General features: G+C 46.7%; 16 protein-coding genes. 10 read left to right on the top strand and 6 right to left on the bottom strand.

What is annotated here, in order from left to right:
- Positions 1 to 5: 5 nt before the first annotated feature.
- Positions 6 to 1,664 (bottom strand): mechanosensitive ion channel domain-containing protein, encoded by a 1,659-nt coding sequence (locus ACHA99_RS19870; protein ID WP_393944553.1) that lies wholly within the window; start codon positions 1,662 to 1,664, stop codon positions 6 to 8.
- A gap of 235 nt (positions 1,665 to 1,899) precedes the next feature.
- On the opposite strand from ACHA99_RS19870, the gene ACHA99_RS19865 reads away from it, so the two are divergent.
- Positions 1,900 to 2,229, top strand: coding sequence for a hypothetical protein (locus ACHA99_RS19865; RefSeq protein ID WP_113939169.1), 330 nt, complete (start codon positions 1,900 to 1,902; stop codon positions 2,227 to 2,229).
- A gap of 146 nt (positions 2,230 to 2,375) precedes the next feature.
- Here the strand turns inward: ACHA99_RS19865 and ACHA99_RS19860 are convergent, their stop codons facing one another.
- Positions 2,376 to 2,501 (bottom strand): hypothetical protein, encoded by a 126-nt coding sequence (locus ACHA99_RS19860; protein ID WP_105250299.1) that lies wholly within the window; start codon positions 2,499 to 2,501, stop codon positions 2,376 to 2,378.
- Between the two features lie 288 nt (positions 2,502 to 2,789).
- On the opposite strand from ACHA99_RS19860, the gene ACHA99_RS19855 reads away from it, so the two are divergent.
- The 6 genes from ACHA99_RS19855 (at position 2,790) to rraB (ending at position 7,397) form a co-directional block, all read left to right on the top strand.
- Entirely contained in the window at positions 2,790 to 3,080 is a 291-nt protein-coding gene (locus ACHA99_RS19855; RefSeq protein WP_168827349.1) for an ABC-type zinc uptake system zinc chaperone, read from the top strand.
- A gap of 81 nt (positions 3,081 to 3,161) precedes the next feature.
- Positions 3,162 to 4,346, top strand: coding sequence for a hypothetical protein (locus tag ACHA99_RS19850; protein WP_105250297.1), 1,185 nt, complete (start codon positions 3,162 to 3,164; stop codon positions 4,344 to 4,346).
- Positions 4,330 to 5,238, top strand: a complete 909-nt coding sequence (locus ACHA99_RS19845; RefSeq protein ID WP_393944550.1) for a metal ABC transporter solute-binding protein, Zn/Mn family — start codon at positions 4,330 to 4,332, stop codon at positions 5,236 to 5,238. Before ACHA99_RS19850 ends, ACHA99_RS19845 begins: the two co-directional genes overlap by 17 nt.
- Positions 5,239 to 5,242: 4 nt before the next feature.
- On the top strand, positions 5,243 to 6,043 hold the full coding sequence (locus ACHA99_RS19840; RefSeq protein WP_263139828.1) for a metal ABC transporter permease: 801 nt from the start codon (positions 5,243 to 5,245) through the stop codon (positions 6,041 to 6,043).
- Positions 6,044 to 6,205: 162 nt separating this feature from the next.
- Positions 6,206 to 6,949 carry a 1-acylglycerol-3-phosphate O-acyltransferase gene (locus ACHA99_RS19835; RefSeq protein WP_393944548.1) on the top strand — a complete coding sequence of 248 codons (744 nt, stop codon included), beginning with the start codon at positions 6,206 to 6,208 and terminating at the stop codon, positions 6,947 to 6,949.
- A 40-nt stretch (positions 6,950 to 6,989) separates the two neighbouring features.
- A complete protein-coding gene (rraB, locus tag ACHA99_RS19830) occupies positions 6,990 to 7,397 on the top strand; it encodes a ribonuclease E inhibitor RraB (RefSeq protein WP_393944546.1) in 408 nt (135 codons plus the stop codon).
- 82 nt (positions 7,398 to 7,479) lie between these two features.
- Here the strand turns inward: rraB and ACHA99_RS19825 are convergent, their stop codons facing one another.
- Positions 7,480 to 8,454, bottom strand: a complete 975-nt coding sequence (locus ACHA99_RS19825; protein ID WP_113939163.1) for a sensor domain-containing diguanylate cyclase — start codon at positions 8,452 to 8,454, stop codon at positions 7,480 to 7,482.
- An 18-nt stretch (positions 8,455 to 8,472) separates the two neighbouring features.
- Positions 8,473 to 9,468: a response regulator gene (locus tag ACHA99_RS19820; protein ID WP_028759518.1), complete on the bottom strand. Its 996-nt coding sequence runs from the start codon at positions 9,466 to 9,468 to the stop codon at positions 8,473 to 8,475.
- A 561-nt stretch (positions 9,469 to 10,029) separates the two neighbouring features.
- Here ACHA99_RS19820 and ACHA99_RS19815 point away from each other — a divergent pair.
- Positions 10,030 to 10,836, top strand: a complete 807-nt coding sequence (locus tag ACHA99_RS19815; RefSeq protein WP_131523955.1) for a crotonase/enoyl-CoA hydratase family protein — start codon at positions 10,030 to 10,032, stop codon at positions 10,834 to 10,836.
- Between the two features lie 35 nt (positions 10,837 to 10,871).
- On the opposite strand, the gene ACHA99_RS19810 is transcribed toward ACHA99_RS19815, so the two are convergent.
- Together ACHA99_RS19810 and rapA are read right to left on the bottom strand one after the other, a co-directional pair.
- Complete coding sequence (locus ACHA99_RS19810; RefSeq protein WP_393944543.1) at positions 10,872 to 11,774, bottom strand: DUF3530 family protein; 903 nt, start codon at positions 11,772 to 11,774, stop codon at positions 10,872 to 10,874.
- 206 nt (positions 11,775 to 11,980) lie between these two features.
- Positions 11,981 to 14,887 (bottom strand): RNA polymerase-associated protein RapA, encoded by a 2,907-nt coding sequence (rapA, locus tag ACHA99_RS19805; protein ID WP_393944541.1) that lies wholly within the window; start codon positions 14,885 to 14,887, stop codon positions 11,981 to 11,983.
- A gap of 406 nt (positions 14,888 to 15,293) precedes the next feature.
- On the opposite strand from rapA, the gene ACHA99_RS19800 reads away from it, so the two are divergent.
- Together ACHA99_RS19800 and ACHA99_RS19795 are read left to right on the top strand one after the other, a co-directional pair.
- Positions 15,294 to 16,688: a PhoH family protein gene (locus ACHA99_RS19800; protein ID WP_105250289.1), complete on the top strand. Its 1,395-nt coding sequence runs from the start codon at positions 15,294 to 15,296 to the stop codon at positions 16,686 to 16,688.
- Positions 16,689 to 16,903: 215 nt separating this feature from the next.
- Positions 16,904 to 20,620, top strand: coding sequence for a response regulator (locus tag ACHA99_RS19795; RefSeq protein ID WP_393944539.1), 3,717 nt, complete (start codon positions 16,904 to 16,906; stop codon positions 20,618 to 20,620).
- Positions 20,621 to 20,623 lie beyond the last annotated feature (3 nt).

Raw genomic sequence — 20,623 nt, 5'->3', positions numbered from 1 at the left:
CTGGTTTAAAGCGGTGATTTCGTGGTTTGATAGATATGCACATCACGCTGTGGGAAGGGAATACTGATCCCTTCGGCGTCAAAGCGCATTTTCACTTCGCGGGTAATGTCCCAATACACTTCCCAGTAATCTTCCGGTTTTGCCCAAGGGCGAACGATAAAGTCGACCGAAGATTCGCTTAATAGATGTAGTTTAATCGTCGGTTCTGGCAATGGTTGTACCTTAGGATGCGCTTCGACGATGGACTTGAGAATCGCTTCAGCTTGTTCGATGCTGTCGCTATAACTGATCCCAAAGGTCATATCGACTCGACGTTGATGCTCAGCTGTGATGTTGTTAATTGTGTCACCCCAAATCTTATTATTAGGAATAATAAGACGTTGGTTATCCATGGTTTTAATCGTGGTGGAGACAAGGCTCATGTGACTGACGCGCCCGGTGACGCCAGCGGCGTTGATCAAATCGCCCACATCATAGGGACGGTAAATTAAGATCATCATGCCTGAGGCGAAATTCGACAGGGTATCTTGCAGGGCAAAACCAATAATAACACCCGCGATACCAAAGCCTGCGAGCAAGGGACCAAGTTCGATCCCAAGCTGTGAAAGGGCGATTAACAGCCCGATAGTAAAGACGGCTTTACCTGATAGCGAGGTGAAGAAGTCTTGTAATAACTTACTTAAATTCAACTTAGAATTGCTAACGGTATTTTTCACTATTTGTTTGGCTAACTTGCCGGCGAGACCCGCAATAAACAAGATCAAACAGAAAACAAATAACTTAAACACGACGGTTGGGCCGTGATTAATCGCTTGTTCTTGTGCCGTATTTAGCCACTGCTCAACGAGACTTGATGCGACATCAAAGTTCAACACATCTTGAGTTATATCACCTGAAACACTAAAGAGTGTCTTTTTCAGCGCGGCTGTATCATGGCCTAAGGCGTCGAGTAGGCTGATGTCGATATTTAAGCTCTGACTATTTTGTGCTAAGCGTTCCTTTAGCATCATTACGTGGCTGGTTTGCGCCGAAGTGACATCTTTACCTGCATTGGTTGCGGTATCAATCGCTGCTTGTAGTTGCTGCTGGGTATAAGTCACTAAACTTTCTAGCGTATCGGCACGTGCTACTAAAATTTGCATCAGTGATTTTTGTGCTTCGCTAATATCTTGGCCAACTTGTTCGAGCCAAGTGAGCGTCTCGAGTTGTTGCTTGTAATAGGTGTCTTTTTCTAATTCGCGCTTTGATATTTCCAGCAGAGTCGCATCATCTGTGCTTGAACCTAATTGCTGTTCCAATTTACTAATGTTGTCATCGATATAAGCATCAATTTGTTGGATGTAGTTAAGTTGTCCTTGGATTAATGGCTGCAGAAAAGTTTTGTCGATTGGCGTTGCTTCGAGCAGATCTTTAATCTTATTACGTAACTGTAAGGTTTTGTTTTGAATTCGATATTCAACAATTGTCTTCAATTCGCCTTTGGCATTTTTTAGTTTACGTATATCCGTATCGATAGCCTGTTGCAGCATTGCCAGTTCTGCCTTGAGCGTTACAGGAGTGCTTGATGGGCTTTCGGTTGCAGCGACAGGTTCAGTTTGCGCTTGGGATGAAAGGCTGAGTAGTGGTATTAGCAGGGCAAACACGAAAGCGAGGTAGCGGTGCATAGGAGTGATCTTAAGTAGAAATATGTCTGAGTATGATAGATGTTGCCGGATCTACTGTAAAATATCTGCGAGTGAAATAGCCCTTGGAATTAAACTTTTTTAGGGAAGGGTTGATTTGAGCTTAACCTTGAGTGCGGTGATTTATCTGCTTTTTCCGACATTTTGGGTATTTACAGGCCGAACTCTAGTCGGTATCTGGTAAACTTGCGCATCGTTATTTAGGAATCGTGTTTTCATGTTGTGTTCCCATTGTAATCAGTACATCAAGGTCAGTGACATTAGCCAGCAAAGAGGCAAAGGTTTCGACGCTCAAGTGCGTTGCCCCCATTGTGCGGCTTGGTTAGGCCGCAGTCCAACATTGGCTAAACTCAAGTTATTAGGATTTTATTTGAGTGTGTTTACGGCGGGATACAGTTACTTTGATGCCTCTGTGCGGTATTTTGCGATCCCTGTAATGATTTTTTCGTTGATGTTGTTGTTTGTGAGCCATTTTATGGATCAAGTCATCACCATTGAAGCGCCCGAGCAAGTCGATGATAGCGATCAAAGACAGAAGTATCGTTAGGCTAATAAGTGGATTCGTCATGGATAGGAAAATCAGCGGTACAATTTTCCAGAGACGAACATCATTTGAGCGCCTTTAGCAGGCGCTCAAAATGCAACTAAGAGGGTTTAAGGGGCGAACTTCAGCCGCGCTTAATGAGTTTTTGTTTACTGCACGACTTGTTCTTGGCTCGTTAAGGAGTGCTCAACGTAATAAATACCACCAAATATCACCGCGCTGAAGATGACTATCCCTAAGATAAGCCCTAAGTTTTCACGAAAAAATGCTAGCATAATAGTTGCCTTTAGGTGGATAAAACGGAGCCATATCGAGCTTGATTTCGTCATTGTGCTCGCAGACATAAAAACTAAATACACTATAGTTACACTCACTTAAGCTAATCTTAAATGCGTTTTTTTACCTGAGTCCTCGCAAGATCCTACCGCTATTGAAACAAGAAGTTATTGGTAAGACTGGGTACCTCAAATATCTTGTAACCTTTTGCAAAGCGATTACCTTATTGCAACTTGCTATGGCACTGACATAGACTTATGCAACTTTTTAACTATGGGGACGACTGAGTGAGACTTAAAAGTCACATTAGACGCACAATTTCGATATGGCTTGCTGCCGTACTGATATTGCTGTCTCTTGCTGCCTCAGCCCATAGTGTGACCCATCTTGATGATGGCGCTAAGACTCACTGTACCCTGTGCTTCCATCAGCACCAACTCAACAAGATTTTATTGACCCATCCGCTGACGCTGAATTTAGCTATACAGCATTTCGATGTGGTCGAATTTATTTTACCTTCCTCTATTTTTGAACACGTCAGTGTTTATCGCAGTCGTGCGCCTCCCTTCGCTCTCTAAATCAACTTAAAATTTTAACTTATTGTATTTCTTGATGACTTTATATCGGTCGTCGAGTGCTAGTTGTATTTTGGAGATATCATGACTGTTTTAAATACCCGAATTTCTTTGGTGGCTTTGGCGTGTGCGCTCGTTTCGCCTAGCTTATTTGCAGAAGACTCGAGCTTGACCAACCCTAATATCAGTGGTGTGCTAAATGGATATTATCAGACGGGAGAACGCCCATTAGCCGAGAGTCCAGATGGCTTTGGTTTAGGTGAAACTGAACTGGCGATGAGTGCCAATATCGATGATATGTTTTACGGTAAAATCACCGCAGTAGTTGAAATGCATGACGGTGAGACTGAACTGAATCTGGAAGAAGCCTTTATTCAAACCATGGCGATGCCAGCAGGTTTTTCTATCCGTGGTGGTCGTTTCTTATCGGACATTGGTTACCTCAATAACCAACATTTACATACTGATTCCTTCACCGACCGTCCTGTGGTTTACCGTGCATTCTTAGGGGGACATTATTTTGATGACGGTATACGTTTTAACTACGTAGCGCCGACGGACTTGTATTGGACCATGGGTGTTGAAGCCTTTAAGGGCGATAGTTTACGTGCTGCCGATGAGCATGGTGAGCGTGAGTTTAAGAAGGTCGGCGTTTATACCTTGTACTCAAAAATTGGTGGCGACATAGGCGATAACAGCTCATGGCAAGCGGGGTTGAGTTACTTGCGCAACGAAAATGGCCAAGTGACAGCCCATGAAGAAGGGGAACATGAAGATGAGCATGCCCATGGTGATGAGCACGAAGGTCATAGCCATGCCGCATCTTACACAGGTAAAAATACCTATGGTGCTGATTTTGTTTATAAGTGGGCGCCTAACGGTAACTACAAATATCAAAATCTCACTGTGAGCGGTGAGTACTATCGCGTGAGCGATTTTACACCTATCGATTTACATCCAGAGGATGCACCGAGCCAAGATTACCACCAAGGTTGGTATTTGAGCAGTGTGTACCAATTCACGCCGAGCTGGTCAGCGGGTGTGCGTTACGGTGAAGCTGATACGCAAGAGCTCCATGGCGATCATTTTCATGGGCAAAAGTTGAAGGAATCTGAGGTGAGTTTGGCTTGGCATTCTAGCCATTTTTCAACGGTTCGTTTCCAGTATACCAATCAAAAGGGTACTAACTTCGATGGAATAGAAGACGATAACATCTTCACTATTCAATACATTATGTCTCTGGGGGCTCACGGTGCGCATCAATTCTAATTTAGCTAAATTGGCCGCAGTGGCCTTATCTGTCACTTACACTGGTTTGGCCCATGCCGAGCTGAATGTGTTTGCCTGTGAACCTGAATACGCGGCATTGACCAAGGAGCTTGCTCCAACGGCTAGCATCTATTCGGCAACGACGGCATTACAAGACCCTCACCAAGTGCAGGCGCGTCCGAGTTTGATTGCTAAAATGCGTCAGGCGGATCTTGTGGTGTGCGCAGGTGCCGATCTTGAAGTGGGTTGGTTGCCTATGCTGCAGATGAAGTCGGCAAACGCAAAAGTGCGCTCGACCGAGCAAGGCTTATTTTTCGCTGCCGACCAAATCGAGACCTTAGATAAACTGGCCACTGTCGATCGCAGCATGGGGGATGTGCATGCTCAAGGTAATCCACATATCCATTTCGACCCAACGCGACTGTTAAAAGTCGCCACGGCACTGAGTGCTAAGCTGACTCAGCTAGATCCTGCTGGTGCGGCCGATTATCAACAGTCACTGGCAGATTTTATCACTCGCTGGCAAGCCGCAGTTCCGCGTTGGGAAGCGCAAGCTAAGGGATTACAAGGTAAAAAAGTGATCGCTTACCACTCAAGCTTTAGATACTTATTCAACTGGATTGGTATCGAGCAAGTGGCAGATTTAGAGCCAAAACCGGGTTTAGCTCCCACTAGCGGTCACTTAGCGAGTCTGCTGACGCGAGCCGAGCATGGGGATATTCTGGCTGTAGTCGTGGCATCCTATCAGGATGAGCGCGGTGCAAAATGGCTGGGTGAAAAAGCGAACTTGCCCGTGGTAATGCTGCCTATGTCTGTGGGGGGGAATGATAAGAGCCAAGATTTATTTAGCCTGTATGACAGCGTGATTTCCCTCTTAAATGGAGTGAAATAAACCTATGTTTGATCTTGAGCTGATGTCGATTCTGTTACCTGCATTGGCAGCGGGGATCTTGGTGTTGTCGACGCATATTGTACTTGGGAGACAAGTGCTTAAGCGTGGCATCATTTTTATTGATTTAGCGATAGCGCAAGTTGCCGCTTTAGGCGCGATTGTCGCTCACATGGACCACAGATTAGAAGATATGCCGTTTGCTAATGTGTGGATGCCAGCGCTGTTTGCCCTTGCGGGTGCAGGGTTTATCGCTTGGTTAGCTAAGCGTATGGCGGGTGAGTTGGAGGCTATGATTGGCTGCTTTTACGTCTTGTCTGCGGTAGCCGCAATGCTGTTGCTGGCAAACGACCCACATGGCGCCGAGTTGTTAAAGCAATTGATGTCAGGTCAGATCCTGTGGGTGAGTTGGTCACAACTGATTTTGCCGGCTGTAGTGTATTCACTGGTGTTATTAGCGATATTCCTACGCCCCCAGATGTTGGACGGGGCAGGATTTTATCTGCTATTTGCGCTAGTGATTACCTTATCGGTTGAATTAGTAGGTGTTTATCTGGTGTTCAGCACCTTGATATTGCCAGCTTTAGCGTTGAACAAGTACCGTGGTAAAGGTCGGCTATTTTACGCTTACCTCGTCGGTTTACTGGGCTATGTTTTGGGCTTAGTTCTGTCGGCGACCTTAGATCTCCCTAGTGGTGCGGCAATTGTCGCGACTTTGGCCGTGAGTGCCTTAGTGATCCGCTTTGTGTTAAGTAAAGTCTCACCTCAGGCAACTGAGCCTGAAATCTTACCCAAGCACCACGCTTAGTTCGATATTAATATTAAAGCCCATCGATACACTGGAGGTTCAGTATATCGATGGGCTTTTTTTGCTTGCTTGTTAGCAAGTCAGCTTACAGATGTAAACAATATATTGAGTCCCAAAGCCATGGTGGCTATACTGTCACCACTTTTACAGTCGGAGTAAATCGTGCTTTTAATCGTCAGATCAATGTTGTTGGCGGTATCCTTGTTGCTTGCCTTTATTTTTGGTGGCTTAGTGTGTTTATTAAGGCCTCGCCATCGCGACAATGTACATATGTTCGCCAAGATCTTCTCATCGGTTGCGCCAATCCTTGGGATTAAAGTGATTGTTCGCCGGCACGAAGATGTGCAGGACGGCCCGTATATTTTCTTAGCAAATCATCAGAATAACTTTGATCTCTTTACTCACACGACAGCAGTTCCTAAAGGTACAGTGAGTTTAGGCAAGAAGAGTTTGGCGTGGATGCCGCTATTCGGTCAAATCTATTGGTTGTCAGGTAATATTCTTATCGACCGTAAAAACCGTCACAGTGCCTTTGATACTATGGCTAAAACGGTTGAAAAAATTAAGCAGAAGAATCTATCCGTATGGATTTTTCCTGAAGGTACACGTTCGCGTGGTCGTGGTCTGTTACCTTTTAAAGCGGGAGCTTTCCATACTGCAATCGCGGCGGGAGTGCCAGTGGTGCCAGTGGTTGCTTCGTGTCAGAGCCATATTAAGTTAAATCGCTGGAATAACGGTGTCGTCATCATCGATATGATGGCACCTGTGCCGACCGCAGGTTTAGATAAAGCCGATGTGAAAAACTTCTCTGCGCAAATCCATGCCTGCATGTCGGCGAGATTTGCTGAGATAAATCAAGAAGCGGCAGCACTTATGGGTAAAACTCTCGCGAGTGATGACGTATAATGCCAATTTGAGCCAGATTTACCTTAACGGAGACAAATCCATGTCTATTGAAAGTCAGTTAAAAGCCCAACTTGCAGAGAATCGTGACATAGTGCAAGCCCTGCTTGACGATGGCTCAGAGCCTGATGCGGAATATGTTATTGAGCATCACTTTTCATCGACCAATTTCGACCGTCTCGAAAAAGCCGCAGTAGATGCCTTTAAATTAGGTTTTGAGGTGAATGATGCCGAAGAAATGGAACTGGAGGATGGTTCAATAATCTTCTGTTTCGATGCTGTCGCACACCACAAACTGGATGTTGAATTACTGGACAAAGCGGCCGAGCAATTGCTGCAATTAGCGGTAAAGCAAAAAGTGGAATATGACGGTTGGGGTACCTATTTCGTCGGCGATGAAATGGATGACGAAGAAGATGAAAACGAAGAAGATGATGGTTTTCCTCATTAATTCGTTAGCGGATCTCGAGTTTAATCTTCACTTTTTTTAAATAAAAATGCCCATCATTGATGGGCATTTTTATTGGGTATATTTAGGATTTACTTGTTTTACTCGTATGTAAAACACTGCAGTTACGGCCTTTTTGTTTCGCTTCGTACAGGGCTTTATCGGAGCAGGAGATCCAGCTAGAACTGCTGGTAATATGGGAGCCAATTTCACATACGCCTAAACTTACCGTCACAGTAATCTTCAGGCTTTCATACACTATGACGGATGCGGCGATTTTCTCCCTGAGTCGCTCGGTAAAGTTCATCGCATCTGCGCCGCTGGTTTTAGGCAATACAACCGCAAATTCTTCGCCGCCATAACGCCCTGCACAGTCGGTATCACGTAAGGATTGGCTGAGTAAGTGGGCGATATGCTGAATGACTTTATCACCCGCCACATGGCCATAGCTGTCGTTGATATGTTTAAAGTTATCGATATCTATCATGACTAAACTTGCCATACCTGAGTAGCGGGCATACAAGTCGTACTCGTGGTCTAAACACTCTTGCCAATGACGACGATTATGCAACTGAGTTAGACCATCGGTTTGGCTAAGGCGTTCGAGTTGTTCATTGGCAGCTTTAAGTTGCAATTTGTTGATGGCGATATCTGTCACGTCATAAATAATCACACTGATATGGGTCACTTGTCCCGTGAGCGATGCCAGCGGCAGCAGGGTCACGTTCTGGTACATATAGTCTGCACGGCCTGTAATCGGGCGATAGTTTTTAAATTGGAAAACGTACGGCCTTTGTTCCCAGCTGATAAAAGCACGGTTTTTAAGCATGAAAACCGATTCCATTTTCTGCTTTAACCAAGTGGCAGGCAGATCGGGGAAGCGGGTAAACAGGTTTTGACCTTTGATCGAATTAGGGGAAACACCGCTGTGATTCTCCATAAAACCGTTCCACAGCTGGATATTGTAATGGCGATCTAATACCACTAATCCCACCTCTATGGTTTGTACCATATCGATGAGCCAGTGTAGTTCGTTCATTGCGCTTTGGTCATTTGACATAGGATAAAATCCAACTGGTTAATCGAGTAAATAGCCGAGTTTATAGCTAAGAGTGGGGATAGAATCCTCGGTGAAGAGCAGTAGCAAATCGCATTGAATATTATGATCTTCAATCCGATAGTTGATCTCCATTGCCAAAGTTCGGTGCCATTTCTCTGAATTATCATGGATCAGATCGTTAACCGTGCAGTGCCGTCCCAGCACGACAGGGTGAGCCTGACTAAATTTCATGTCGAGCTGTTCAGAAATGCCGTTAAGGAAAGCGCCTATCAGTACGTTTCCAGTATCAATTAGGACTTCTATCTCAGTATTTTTGTCTTCTGGATTAGCTAATCCCATCAGCTTGGCCATGTCTTTAAAGCTGGAATCATGGAACAAGAGCAGGGCCTCTCCCGCAATACCCGCCCCGATAAAACCTTGGCAGAGCGCTGATACAGTTGAGCTTTCTTCCGTGGCTTTGAGCGCCATGGTTAACTCACTGACTTCAAGCACGTTCACATTAGGGATAGGTAGTAACACGAATACATCGAGTAATTTAGCTAACAGATCGGCGGCGCGTCCCATGGCAACGTTGGCTATTTCTTGGCAAGCGTCGCGCATGTCGACTTTGATCATCGGGACTTCGTCGGTGAGATCTTTCTGCGTCAGCGTTAAGATGCCGTAATCTTGTAAAATGTTGCTGATGGCATCGGCGCTCACCGGTTTTTGAATAAAATCTAACGCACCCAAGGCTTTAACCCGCTCGTGAGCTTTGATTTGAATATCGCCGGATACCACAATAATCAGCGCGGGTAAGTCCTGTTGCTGCACTGTTTGCAGTACTTCATAACCGTCCATTACAGGCATGTTGAGATCGAGAAACACCACTTCGCCTTTTCCAGCGCGGATGGCATCAAGGCCTTCGGCACCATTGGTCGCATAAGTTATTTCCACATCCCACTCTTTGGGAAGTGTGCGGGCCATTTGCTTACGTGCCATGGCGGAATCGTCACAGATGAGTACAGATATTGACATGCTGACTAGTGATCCTTATTTGCCCATTTATTGAAGATAACACTTATTTTTTAGGTCTGACTGACGAATTGCGTTCTTCGGGCAAGTCTGATTAATATCTTTTATATGTAACTTATAGATATCATTGATAAATTTATATTTTCTGATGGCATTAAAATTTGAATCATTGTTGAATCAAATCATGCAGAATCTTAAATCGAACTGGCTAATGTTAGTAAATAACAAGGATATAGTGACTAAAAAAGGACTATAGAATCCATATATTGCTGCCCAATCATCCTTCGCTGCAGGTAGCATTGCGATACTGGTGTCGATTATTAGTAGTTAAATAGCTAGCGGTTAAATACGCTTAATTATTGAGCTTGCTAAGGCTATCTAATCGAAAAATACATTAGGATTACTGCACGTAGTGATGACAGCCTAACATAAGTTGCCTTCAATCCATGATGGAATTGGCAATATTTTGACTCAAGTCAAAAAACAGGCTCATGTTATATCTTTTAGTGAATTATGCCAAACGTGTTAACATTTATTCTGGACTGACCAGTAACGGAATATTTCATGAGTGGCCAAAGTGTACAAGTTAAAATCGATGATGGCATCGCCTATGTGTTGCTTAATCGTCCTGAAAAAATGAATGCTATTAACTATTTAATGTTTAGTGAGCTTGACTGCGCGATTAAAAGTATTAAATCCAATCGTGCGGTGCGAGCCGTGATCCTCTCGGGAGCGGGTGGGCATTTTAGCTCAGGGCTTGATGTTAAAAGCGTCATGTCGGCACCGATGCAGGCAGTTAAGTTACTGTTTAAGGGTTTACCGGGGAATGCGAATTTGGCACAGCGGGTGTCACTAGGTTGGCAAACCTTGCCTGTGCCAGTGATTGCCGTGCTTGAGGGCTGTTGCTATGGCGGCGGAATGCAGATTGCTTTAGGCGCAGATGTGCGTATTGCTAGCCACGACAGTAAGTTATCTATCATGGAAGCGAAATGGGGACTCGTGCCAGATATGGCGGGTTTAGTCGCATTAAGGCAAATTATGCCTAAGGATCAAGCCATGTTACTTAGCCTGACGGCAAAAGTGCTTGAGAGTCATGAAGCGCTGGCCTTAGGACTCGTGACACAAGTGAGTGAGACGCCCATGGAAGCCGCTGAGCAATTGGCGCGGCAACTGATGCAAACCTCACCGGATGCGGCTGCGGCCATCAAACTTAGCATTAATCGCAGTTGGACTGCTTCTATCCGTAGTCTACTGTGCCGCGAGTCTATTAGTCAGATTCGGTTATTGTTAGGCAAAAATAGCAAGATAGCGGCGACGCGTCAGCTGAAAGATCCGCAGAAACCCTATCGGGATCGCCAATCGGGTTGGTAATGCTATTTTGTCTGAATTAGCTTGAATCGCCGTTTTTACTGCGTGCCGCTCATTCGGGCAGAAAAGCCTTTAATCGCATTTAAGCAATTCTGCCATGCGCTCTCGTTATCTAAATTGAGCGCTAGGGTAGTTTGGCGATAGTTAGGGCTTTCTAAGGTCACCGCGAGTTTTTTGCGATTGTCGGCCGTCTCCAATGAGGCTGGGTGACCGTCTGGCGATTGAATATCTAAAATGGGCAGCGTGAGTTTTGCCAGTTGCTCCGCGAGTGCTTGATTACGCTGTTCGTCTTCTCGATAGGGATTAATGACGATCAGCACATCAGGGTCTGCAATCTTCTTCTGGCTTAATAGGCTAATCAATAATCCTGCACTTTGGTCGGCGGTGATCAAAATACGTTTTCCCGCATAATCTGCACCGACGGCATCTAACTGCGACATGCTTTTGACGAGAAAATCTTCCTGCTCTTGCTGGTGCTTGCTGTTATCTTCGGGCTTGATTTTAGGGCTTGGTTTGTTGGACGGTGAGCTTAATTGCGCGGCGCCAGGCGAGGTCACTTCAGTGGCGGCGGTAGCAAAGTTAGCTGCGGGCATTTCAGTTGGCGGAGTTAAACTTAAGCTGGCCCAACCGGCAGGATTGATATTGCGGCGTACAAACGCCATCAATCCAGGCGCGTCTGCGGTACCATTGGTGGCAGGCAGGATTATCGCCGCACCAAGTTTCTTTTTACCTTCCCATGGTCGCACTAACAAATCGTAGGGCTGATTATCAATCGTGATTTGTTTAATTTCATTTGTGGGTAGATAGCTGTTATTCGACTTTTTGGCACTGATTTCGGCTGGCGCAGATGTTGGCGGAGTTGTTGTAGTGTCTGCCGCGTGGGTAGCGATGGTTGTGATGCCGAGAATGAGGCAAAAGAGGAGTGAAAGAATGCGCGGCATAGAATTGATAACCACCTGTGTAGTCTCATAAATTCATCAGTGTTTGAGTATAACCTGAACAATTACCAAAAAGTGAATTTTCCTCGCCAAAGAATTACACCTGTCATTTAGTATAAAAGGCTACTTGGAATCGAAAGCCACAGGGCATAAAAAAGCCCAACGCTGAGGCTGGGCTAATTGATTGAAACCTGCTGTTCCGCTAGGGTCTATACGTGGCTGACGAGCACCATACGGATCGCATCGAGTTGTAACTGGCTGGCATCTAGATAAGTGTTTAACTCTTGCATCTGATTGCGCAGGTATTCCAATTCTTCCTCACGGATATTGGGGTTCACCGCCTTGAGTGACTCTAAACGATCAAGCTCTGCACTCAGTTGCTGAGTCATTTTCTCTCTGGCTTGGGCGACCATTTCATCGACAACCACTTGAGCATATTCTTCACCCTTAGCAAATAGCGGATGCAAAATAGGCTGAGATGCCGTGACTAACTTGCCGCCAATGTGACGATTCACCGCGCTTAATTGCTTATCGAAACTGGCGTAATCAACTTTAGCCGACAGGTCGTTACCGTTTTTATCCAGCAGCACGCGAATGGGGGTAGGCGGTAAATAACGGTACAGCTGGCTCGACTTAGGTGCTGAAGCATCGGCCATGTAGATGAGTTCTAAGAATAAGGTGCCTGCTGGCAGGGCTTTATTCTTTAGAATTGCGACGCTGGTGGTGCCAGTTTCAGAACCAGTGATTAGATCGAGTCCTGTTTGCACCAGCGGATGTTCTTGGGTGATCAGCGCAATATCATCGCGTGATAACGCTGTGTCACGATCAAAGGTCACTGTTACGCCATCTTCTGGCAAGCCAGGATAAGTTGGGAACATCATGTGCTCACTCGGGCGCAGAATAATCGAGTTTTCACCCTTATCTTCTTGATCAACACCGATAATATCCCACAGACGGATCACTGAGCCGATTAAATGAGTATCACCGTCACTTTGGGCAAGGCGGTTGACGATTGCCTGTGCCTTATCGCCGCCGTGTGAGTTGATTTCCAGCAGCTTGTCGCGGCCTTGCTCCATGGCGTGCTTGAGTTCTTTATAACGGCTCTGGGTGTGATTGAGCAGGTTTGTCAGCTCGTCGCTGTCGTCACCCACAAGCACGTTTAGCAGATCTTCGGCAAATTCACTGTAAAGCACATGGCCACTCGGGCAAGTGAGTTCAAAGGCATTTAGCCCTTGGTGATACCACTGCATCAAACGTTCTTGGGCGGTATCTTCAAGGTATGGCAAGTGAATTTGGATATCATTTTTCTGGCCGATACGGTCTAAACGACCGATTCGCTGTTCCAATAGATCGGGGTTTAGCGGCAGATCGAACAGCACTAAGTGGCTGGCAAACTGGAAGTTACGGCCTTCAGAGCCAATTTCAGAACAGATCAGCGCCTGTGCGCCGCCTTCCTCTTGGGCAAAGTAAGCGCCGGCTTTATCGCGCTCGATAATCGACATGCCTTCGTGGAATACCGTTGCTTGAATCCCTTCGCGGGTGCGCAGGGCTTCTTCTAAGCTCAGGGCCGTTTCCGCTTGGCTAGCGATGATCAGCACTTTTTTGCTACGGTGGGATTTTAAGAACTCGATTAACCAATCCACACGGGGATCGAACTTCCACCAACTGGCGCTGTTATCTTCAAATTCTTGATACAGTTTTTCAGGGCTTAGGGCTTGCGCCGCTTTCGCCTCTAATGACTTGTGTCCGCCCATCATGCCGCTGACGCGTGCGGCAGTTTGATATTGATCTGGCATGGCATGGGGATAAGCGTTAAAGAAACGCTTTGGAAAGCCTTTTACTGAGGCGCGGCTGTTTCGGTATAACACGCGGCCAGTACCGTGACGGTCAAGTAATTCTTGCAGTAATTCGCTGCGGGCGGCCTGTTGTACTTCGGCATCAATACCTTCGGCTTGGATTAAACGAATACTTGGGCTGATGTCTTTCTCGCCCAGTAATTCGGTCAAGCTGTTGATGGCGGCATCGGGTAATTTAGCGTTGCCAGCTAAGGCTTCGGCGGCAATGGCGACGTCTTTATAACTGTCTTCTTCAGATAAGAAAGCATCGTAATCGTAGAAACGATCCGGATCGAGCAGACGCAAACGGGCGAAGTGACTCTCATGGCCGAGTTGATCGGGCGTTGCGGTTAACAGCAAAACGCCTGGGATGACTTCGCTTAATGCTTCAACCACTTGATAGGCGCGGCTTGGCGCTTCTTCAGTCCATTCTAAGTGGTGCGCTTCGTCAACGACTAACAGATCCCAATCGGCATCTAGGGCTTGATCAAGACGTTTTTTCTTACGCAGTAATTCGAGTGAACAAATCACTAACTGTTCTGTATAGAAAGGATTGTCATGATCGGCATAGGCTTCCACACAACGGTCTTCATCGAATACCGAAAAGCGCAGATTAAAGCGGCGCAGCATTTCCACTAACCACTGATGGCGCAGAGTATCGGGCACGATAATCAGAATGCGTTCGGCGCGGCCGGTCAGCAGTTGTTGGTGAATAATCAGACCCGCTTCAATGGTTTTACCTAAACCCACTTCATCGGCTAACAGTACACGCGGTGCATAGCGACGGCCGACTTCATGGGCAATCCACATTTGATGCGGAATAAGTCCAACACGTGGACCTTGCAGACCCAGCAAATCCGATGAGGCCAGTTTGTGGCGCAACATTTGGCATTGATAGCGCACACCAAAACGGTCGAGGCGATCGATTTGGCCAGCAAATAAACGGTCTTGGGGTTTGTTGAAACGAATATTGTGGTTCAGCAGGGTTTCACGCAGTGTAGCTTGCTCGCCTGTCTCACTGTGAATGCCGTGATATATCACTATCCCGTCTTTCTCGGTCAATTCACTGACCGCAAGGCTCCAGCCTTCATGGCTTTCAACCGAATCGCCGGGATTGTATATAACGCGTGTCAGAGGGGCTTCTGCTCGGGAGAACATGCGATTCTCACCCGTGGCAGGGAATAAAACAGTGACCATACGGCCTTCTACTTGAACCACAGTTCCTAAACCAAGCTCTGACTCGGTATCACTTATCCAACGTTGACCTAAGGCGAACGGCATCTTAAATTCTCATTTCTAGGCGGACTCTAACAAAGGGCGCGTATGTTATACCAATACTCGTGATATTTAAATCGCCCTCTCACCCGTTAGAGCCTAATTCCCAGAGTGCTAGATTACAAATTGTACAAGCGACAAAATTGTCGTGGCAGTACATGAAACTGTCACGCTAATGTCACATCCGCGGTTATACACTGCTTCGAGTCTGTAAGGTAAACAATGGTTGCTGTATTGTTATCTTGTGAGTTTGGTGCCAATATCAACTTAAGGTTTAAGTGCGAGTAAAGTGCTATCAACTTGAACCTTATGATCATTCTTTGTCATATGCTTAGCCAGTAATAGGAGCCGTGTAACTTTTATTGAGACTCAAAAGTGTGTTTAAACTTTAATGAAGCACTCTGGAGGCGCCATGGAACAAGACGACAGAAAGTTGTTTGTACTGGATACCAATGTGTTACTACATGAACCTTTGGCGATCTATTCGTTTAAAGAGCACGATGTGGTCATTCCGATGACAGTGCTAGAAGAGTTGGACCAGATTAAAGATCGAAAGAGTGATGTGAGTCGTGATGCTAGGGTTGCTATTAGGGCATTGGAAGATACCCTAGGCGGTGAAACTACCCCTGAGCAGATTATCAATGGCGTCCCTTTACCCAGCCGAGAGGGTCATGCCGATGCCGTCGGTTCGCTCTCAATTTTCCCTGATCACCTTGTCGATTTTACCTTAGGCGCACTGCCAGGAGATGGAAACGACAATCGCATTATCAATACCGCGCTACATCTACAAAACCTACATCATCCCCGTACCGTTGTCTTAGTCACCAAAGATATCAATATGCGCCTTAAAGCCAAAGGTGCAGGTATTCAATTGGTTGAGGATTATCGAACTGACCAGTTGATCGATGATATCCGCTTCCTCAGTAAAGGCTTTTACCAGTTCGAAGGTAATTTTTGGGAGCACTTGAACAAGGTCTCCACCGAGCGCCACGGTAGACATACAGTGCATGAAGTACCGCTCAAAGACCTCGAAAATGATAATTTTTATATTAACCAATATCTTATCGACACAGAGTCTGATTTTTGCGGTCGTGTTATCGAGCGCACAGACACCCATTTACATATTTTAGATTTAGGCCGTGAGCGGGTGAAAAACCTCGAGGCATGGGGTGTTAAACCTAAAAACGTCTATCAAGGCATGGCATTGCAGGCGCTGCTCGATCCCGATATCGATCTGGTGATCTTAACCGGTCCAGCGGGTTGCGGTAAAACCTTGCTCGCCATGGCTGCGGCGTTGGAACTGGTGGTCGAGCGTAATCGCTACGACAAAGTGATTGTCACCCGTAACACCCCAGAAATCGCCGAATCTATCGGCTTCTTGCCCGGCACGGAAGAGGAGAAGATGATGCCGTGGCTGGCCGCGATTACCGACACGCTCGAAGTGCTGCATAAGAATGATGTGAATCCTACGGGCAGCATGAATTACATCATGGAGAAGGCTAACATTCAGTTTAAGTCGATAAACTTTATGCGCGGGCGTTCGATCCAAAACTCCATAGTGTTATTAGATGAATGCCAAAACCTCACTGCTTCGCAGATCAAAACCATGATCACCCGTATGGGCGAAGGCACAAAACTGATTTGTTGCGGTAACTTAGCGCAAATCGACTCTAACTACTTAACTGCTGTTACCTCAGGTTTAACCTATATTGTCGAACGTTTTAAAGACTTTGAAGGCAGTGCCAACGTGTATCTGAATGGCGTGGTGCGTTCACGCTTAGCGGAATACGCTGAAGAGCATCTGTAAAGCAGGTCAGTTTAATTTAGGGTAATGACTAAGGCCTCAGATATGGAGGCCTTAATTTTATGGAGTAGTAGATTTTTAATCGACTTATCAGTGGTATGAGTAGGCTTTATCTGACAATTATTTTATGTGATTGGCAGTTCCTTCCTGCTACTATATGGAGCTCATAGTTTTTGCCGCCGTAGGCTGAAATTAAGCGCTGCAATCAAGGGTAGTGGATGAAATCGAGTGAGCCGGATCTCCAACTAAAATCGCCGATCCAGAAGAACTACAACCGTGCCGTTTTTTATACGTACATCGGCGTTATCGTCATGTCTTTGTTGACCGCATGGATGTTTTTCGACCGCCAAAAAGCACAGCAGATGGAACAGCGTGAAGAGCAGGTTCAGCGCCATGTATTGCAAATCGATTTGCTACTTGAGTCGAGCATTAGAGCGGTAAAAAGCTTACGCAACGTTGCTGTGGATCATTTACGTTTGGGCGAACTCGTGCGTAAAGAACGCTTACCCCAATACGGTAAATTCAACGAAAGCGGCCAGTATTTTACCTTAGAACCTAGCTACGCCCAGAGCGGTGAGCCTTTTACCAACATGGGTAGGATTACTGGTGCGGGTTCTCTCGACGGCCGCGATGACAAGTTCTATCAAGAGCTTGAGATGTTGTTTGAGCTGTCACTGTCATTCCCCGTCGCCAAAGAAGCCGCCCCGAAAGCCTCGGCGATTTATTACCTGTCGAAACGTAGGATCATGTCCTATTTCCCTTGGTCGAATGACGATCAACGTTTTAGGGACGAATTACTCAACAAGAAACAGTTCCAATACGCCACCCCAGCAATGAACCCGCAGCGCAGTGTATTTTGGAGTGAAGCCTATGTTGACTCCACGGGCAAAGGCTTATTGACCACTTTAGGTGTGCCCATTTATTTGGATGATGAGTTCATTGGCTCAATCAACTTAGACATGACGCTTGCCTCGTTAGCGCGGCAAATTCGGGTTTACTTTAAGATGCCGGGCACAGTGATTTTGCTCGACCAACAGAACAATATTTTATCCCACAGCGATTTTGATAGCTCAGATATCAATCGTGTCTATCACATCAGCCAACGTATTCCCTCTGAGCTGCATTCTTTACCTGAGTCGGAATTGTTCGATGCCCACGATGGCATCATTCGTAACGGCTATTACATTCACTCGGTTGCCCTGCATAACGCGCCTTGGCGTTTACTGTATTTGCAGGATGAAGACGACCTATTCCAAGACTCGTGGGAAAAACTGCAGCTGACCTTTATTTTAGTGGTTATCGCCCTGTCGGTGTTGGTGACCATAGTGCATTGGCAGACGCGTCGATCTTTTGTGAGTCCAGCCTCGCGACTACTGTCGCACCTTGAGGGCTGCTCCCAAGAGCCGCGTAAACCACCAGAGAAAATCACCCGCGGCTGGGAACCTTGGTTCTTGCTAGTGAGTCGGATCTTTGAGGAAAATAAACAATATACCCACCATCTGGCTGAGCAGAATAAGCGGCTCGATAAGCTAGTGGCACGGCGTACCGAGCGCTTAAAAGACACCACAGAGCGGCGTGAGCGCGAATATGCGCTACTGCGATCCCTGCTTGACTCGATTCCTGAAGCGATTGTCTTTAAAGATAAAGAAGGCAACTATTTAGGTTGTAACAAGGCGGCTGAACGCATGCTGGGTTACACAGAGAGCGAGATGATAGGTTTATCATCTGAGGATCTGACCTCGCCTGAAATGGGCATACGTATCCGCGCCGAAGACGAACAAGTCTTAAAAGATCGCACGCCGCTGCGCTACCAAGAAAAGGTCGAGCTTGCGGGCAAACCTGTGTTGCTCGATACCCTCAAACTGCCTTTCTACAATCGCCGCGGCGAACTGCAGGGATTGATTGCCGTGTGGCGTGATGTGACGCGGGAATACGAATCCGCCGAACAATTACGCCTGTCCGAAGAGCGTTATCACTTAGCTATGGATGCGGTGGAAGATGGCCTGTGGGACTGGTATTTAGACTCTGAACAGATTATTTGTAACCCAGCCTATTATTCTATGTTGGGTTATAAAACCAATGAATTCCCAGCTTTAGTATCAACGATTGATGAATTATCCCACCCCGACGATCGTATTCGCGTCGAGGAATACCGTGCTCAGTATCTTGCTGATCCCGTCGGTGCTTTCGAAATTGAATTCCGTATGTTAGGTAAAAATGGCGGCTATCACTGGGTGTTATCCCGTGGTCGTGTGGTGGAGTTCACCGCCGAAGGTCAGCCCAAACGTATGCTTGGTACCCATAAGGATATTACCCGCCATAAGAGTAACGAAGTGGCGCTTTTGGAAGCCAAGCAAGACGCCGAACTCGCTAACCTCTACAAGAGTGAATTCTTGGCCAACATGAGCCATGAGATCCGCACGCCGATGAACGCCATTATCGGTATGTTGCAGTTGGCACAGCGCACCTCGTTAACGGCGCAGCAGAAAGATTACCTCGAAAAAGCTGGTTTCTCGGCACAATCGCTGCTGAGGATCATCAACGATATTCTCGACTTCTCTAAAATTGAGGCGGGTAAGTTGGAGCTTGAGCGGGTGCCATTCCCGCTGGATAAAGTGCTCGATCACGCTCTGGATCTCAATGCGCTTAAGGCACAGGAACAAGGCGTCGAGTTACTCTTATATGCCCCTGTGACGGCGGGACTCATTCTTAAGGGCGATCCGCTACGTTTAGGCCAAGTGCTGATTAACCTGTTATCGAATGCGGTGAAATTTACCCAATCTGGCGAGATTGAGCTCGGCTGTGAAGATGTCGGCGAGCGGGATCATCGGATTACCTTGAAGTTCTGGGTGCGCGATACGGGGATCGGCATAGGTAAAGATCAACAGGATAAGCTGTTTGATGCCTTCGCCCAAGCCGACGGTTCGACCACTCGTAAATACGGTGGCACTGGCTTAGGTTTGTCGATCAGTAAGCATCTGGTGTCTATGATGGGCGGCAAGATGCAAGTGCAGAGTGAGCTTGGGGTCGGTAGTACCTTTAGCTTCACCATCAGTTTTGAAATTGCAGAAGCCGCTAAGATTGAGCCTTTGGTCGTGCCGGAAAAACTTAATAGTCTACGCACCTTAGTCGTTGACGATAACCCGACGGCACTGCAAATTTATTCGACCTTGATGCGAGATTTCCACTTCGACGTTGATACCGCCGCCAGTGGTGCCGAAGCGCTTTACAAACTGTCGCGGGCAGCAATCGATCTGTTATTGCTCGACTGGATGATGCCAGAAATGGACGGTAGCGATGTGGTCAGTGCCATAGATACTATGGTCGCCGAAGGCCGCTTAGCGAAACGGCCTGTGATTATCATGATGACGGCCTATGCGGCAGAGCCCTTGCAGCATGAAGTCGATAGTGCCAATGTGTTTGCCGTACTGCAAAAACCCTTCAAGGCATCGAGTCTGTTCGATGAGATCATTGCCGCCTTTGCCGATGAACCGAGATTGAATGTGGTTCAGCCTATGGTTGAAGTTCAAGTTGAGGAAGGGGAGCACACAGGTTTAGTGCTGCTGGTGGAGGATAACTTTATCAACCAGCAAGTGGCCACTGAACTCCTTAAGAGCGCTGGCTACGAAGTGGTGCTGGCCGACAATGGTCAAGTGGCGCTGGATACCATCGACTCGCGGCCGTTTGATGCCGTGTTGATGGATATTCAAATGCCAGTGATGGACGGGTTAACGGCCGCAAGGGCATTGCGTGAGCGTTTTAGTGCCGATGAACTGCCTATCATTGCCATGACAGCCCATGCCATGTCGGGCGACAGGGAAAAGAGTTTAGCAGCAGGGATGAATGCCCACATCACTAAACCCATAGTGCTCAACGAATTATTTGAAACATTAAATCACTGGATCAAACACAAGAACCAGCATCAGAATCGTTAATTT

Origin of the sequence: Shewanella sp. S23-S33 (assembly GCF_043359565.1) — a bacterium.
GTDB classification, from domain to species: domain Bacteria; phylum Pseudomonadota; class Gammaproteobacteria; order Enterobacterales; family Shewanellaceae; genus Shewanella; species Shewanella oncorhynchi.
Note: the sequence above shows the minus strand (reverse complement) of the source record. Positions and strands in the feature narration are given on the sequence as shown.

Coding starts and splice junctions, on each gene's coding strand:
- ACHA99_RS19860 (WP_105250299.1), bottom strand. CDS start 2,501: ATGCTAGCATTTTTTCGTGAAAACTTAGGGCTTATCTTAGGGATAGTC.
- ACHA99_RS19810 (WP_393944543.1), bottom strand. CDS start 11,774: ATGCCGCGCATTCTTTCACTCCTCTTTTGCCTCATTCTCGGCATCACA.
- rapA (WP_393944541.1), bottom strand. CDS start 14,887: ATGCCGTTCGCCTTAGGTCAACGTTGGATAAGTGATACCGAGTCAGAG.
- rraB (WP_393944546.1), top strand. CDS start 6,990: ATGTCTATTGAAAGTCAGTTAAAAGCCCAACTTGCAGAGAATCGTGAC.
- ACHA99_RS19795 (WP_393944539.1), top strand. CDS start 16,904: ATGAAATCGAGTGAGCCGGATCTCCAACTAAAATCGCCGATCCAGAAG.
- ACHA99_RS19815 (WP_131523955.1), top strand. CDS start 10,030: ATGAGTGGCCAAAGTGTACAAGTTAAAATCGATGATGGCATCGCCTAT.
- ACHA99_RS19865 (WP_113939169.1), top strand. CDS start 1,900: ATGTTGTGTTCCCATTGTAATCAGTACATCAAGGTCAGTGACATTAGC.
- ACHA99_RS19840 (WP_263139828.1), top strand. CDS start 5,243: ATGTTTGATCTTGAGCTGATGTCGATTCTGTTACCTGCATTGGCAGCG.
- ACHA99_RS19825 (WP_113939163.1), bottom strand. CDS start 8,454: ATGTCAAATGACCAAAGCGCAATGAACGAACTACACTGGCTCATCGAT.
- ACHA99_RS19820 (WP_028759518.1), bottom strand. CDS start 9,468: ATGTCAATATCTGTACTCATCTGTGACGATTCCGCCATGGCACGTAAG.
- ACHA99_RS19870 (WP_393944553.1), bottom strand. CDS start 1,664: ATGCACCGCTACCTCGCTTTCGTGTTTGCCCTGCTAATACCACTACTC.
- ACHA99_RS19850 (WP_105250297.1), top strand. CDS start 3,162: ATGACTGTTTTAAATACCCGAATTTCTTTGGTGGCTTTGGCGTGTGCG.
- ACHA99_RS19800 (WP_105250289.1), top strand. CDS start 15,294: ATGGAACAAGACGACAGAAAGTTGTTTGTACTGGATACCAATGTGTTA.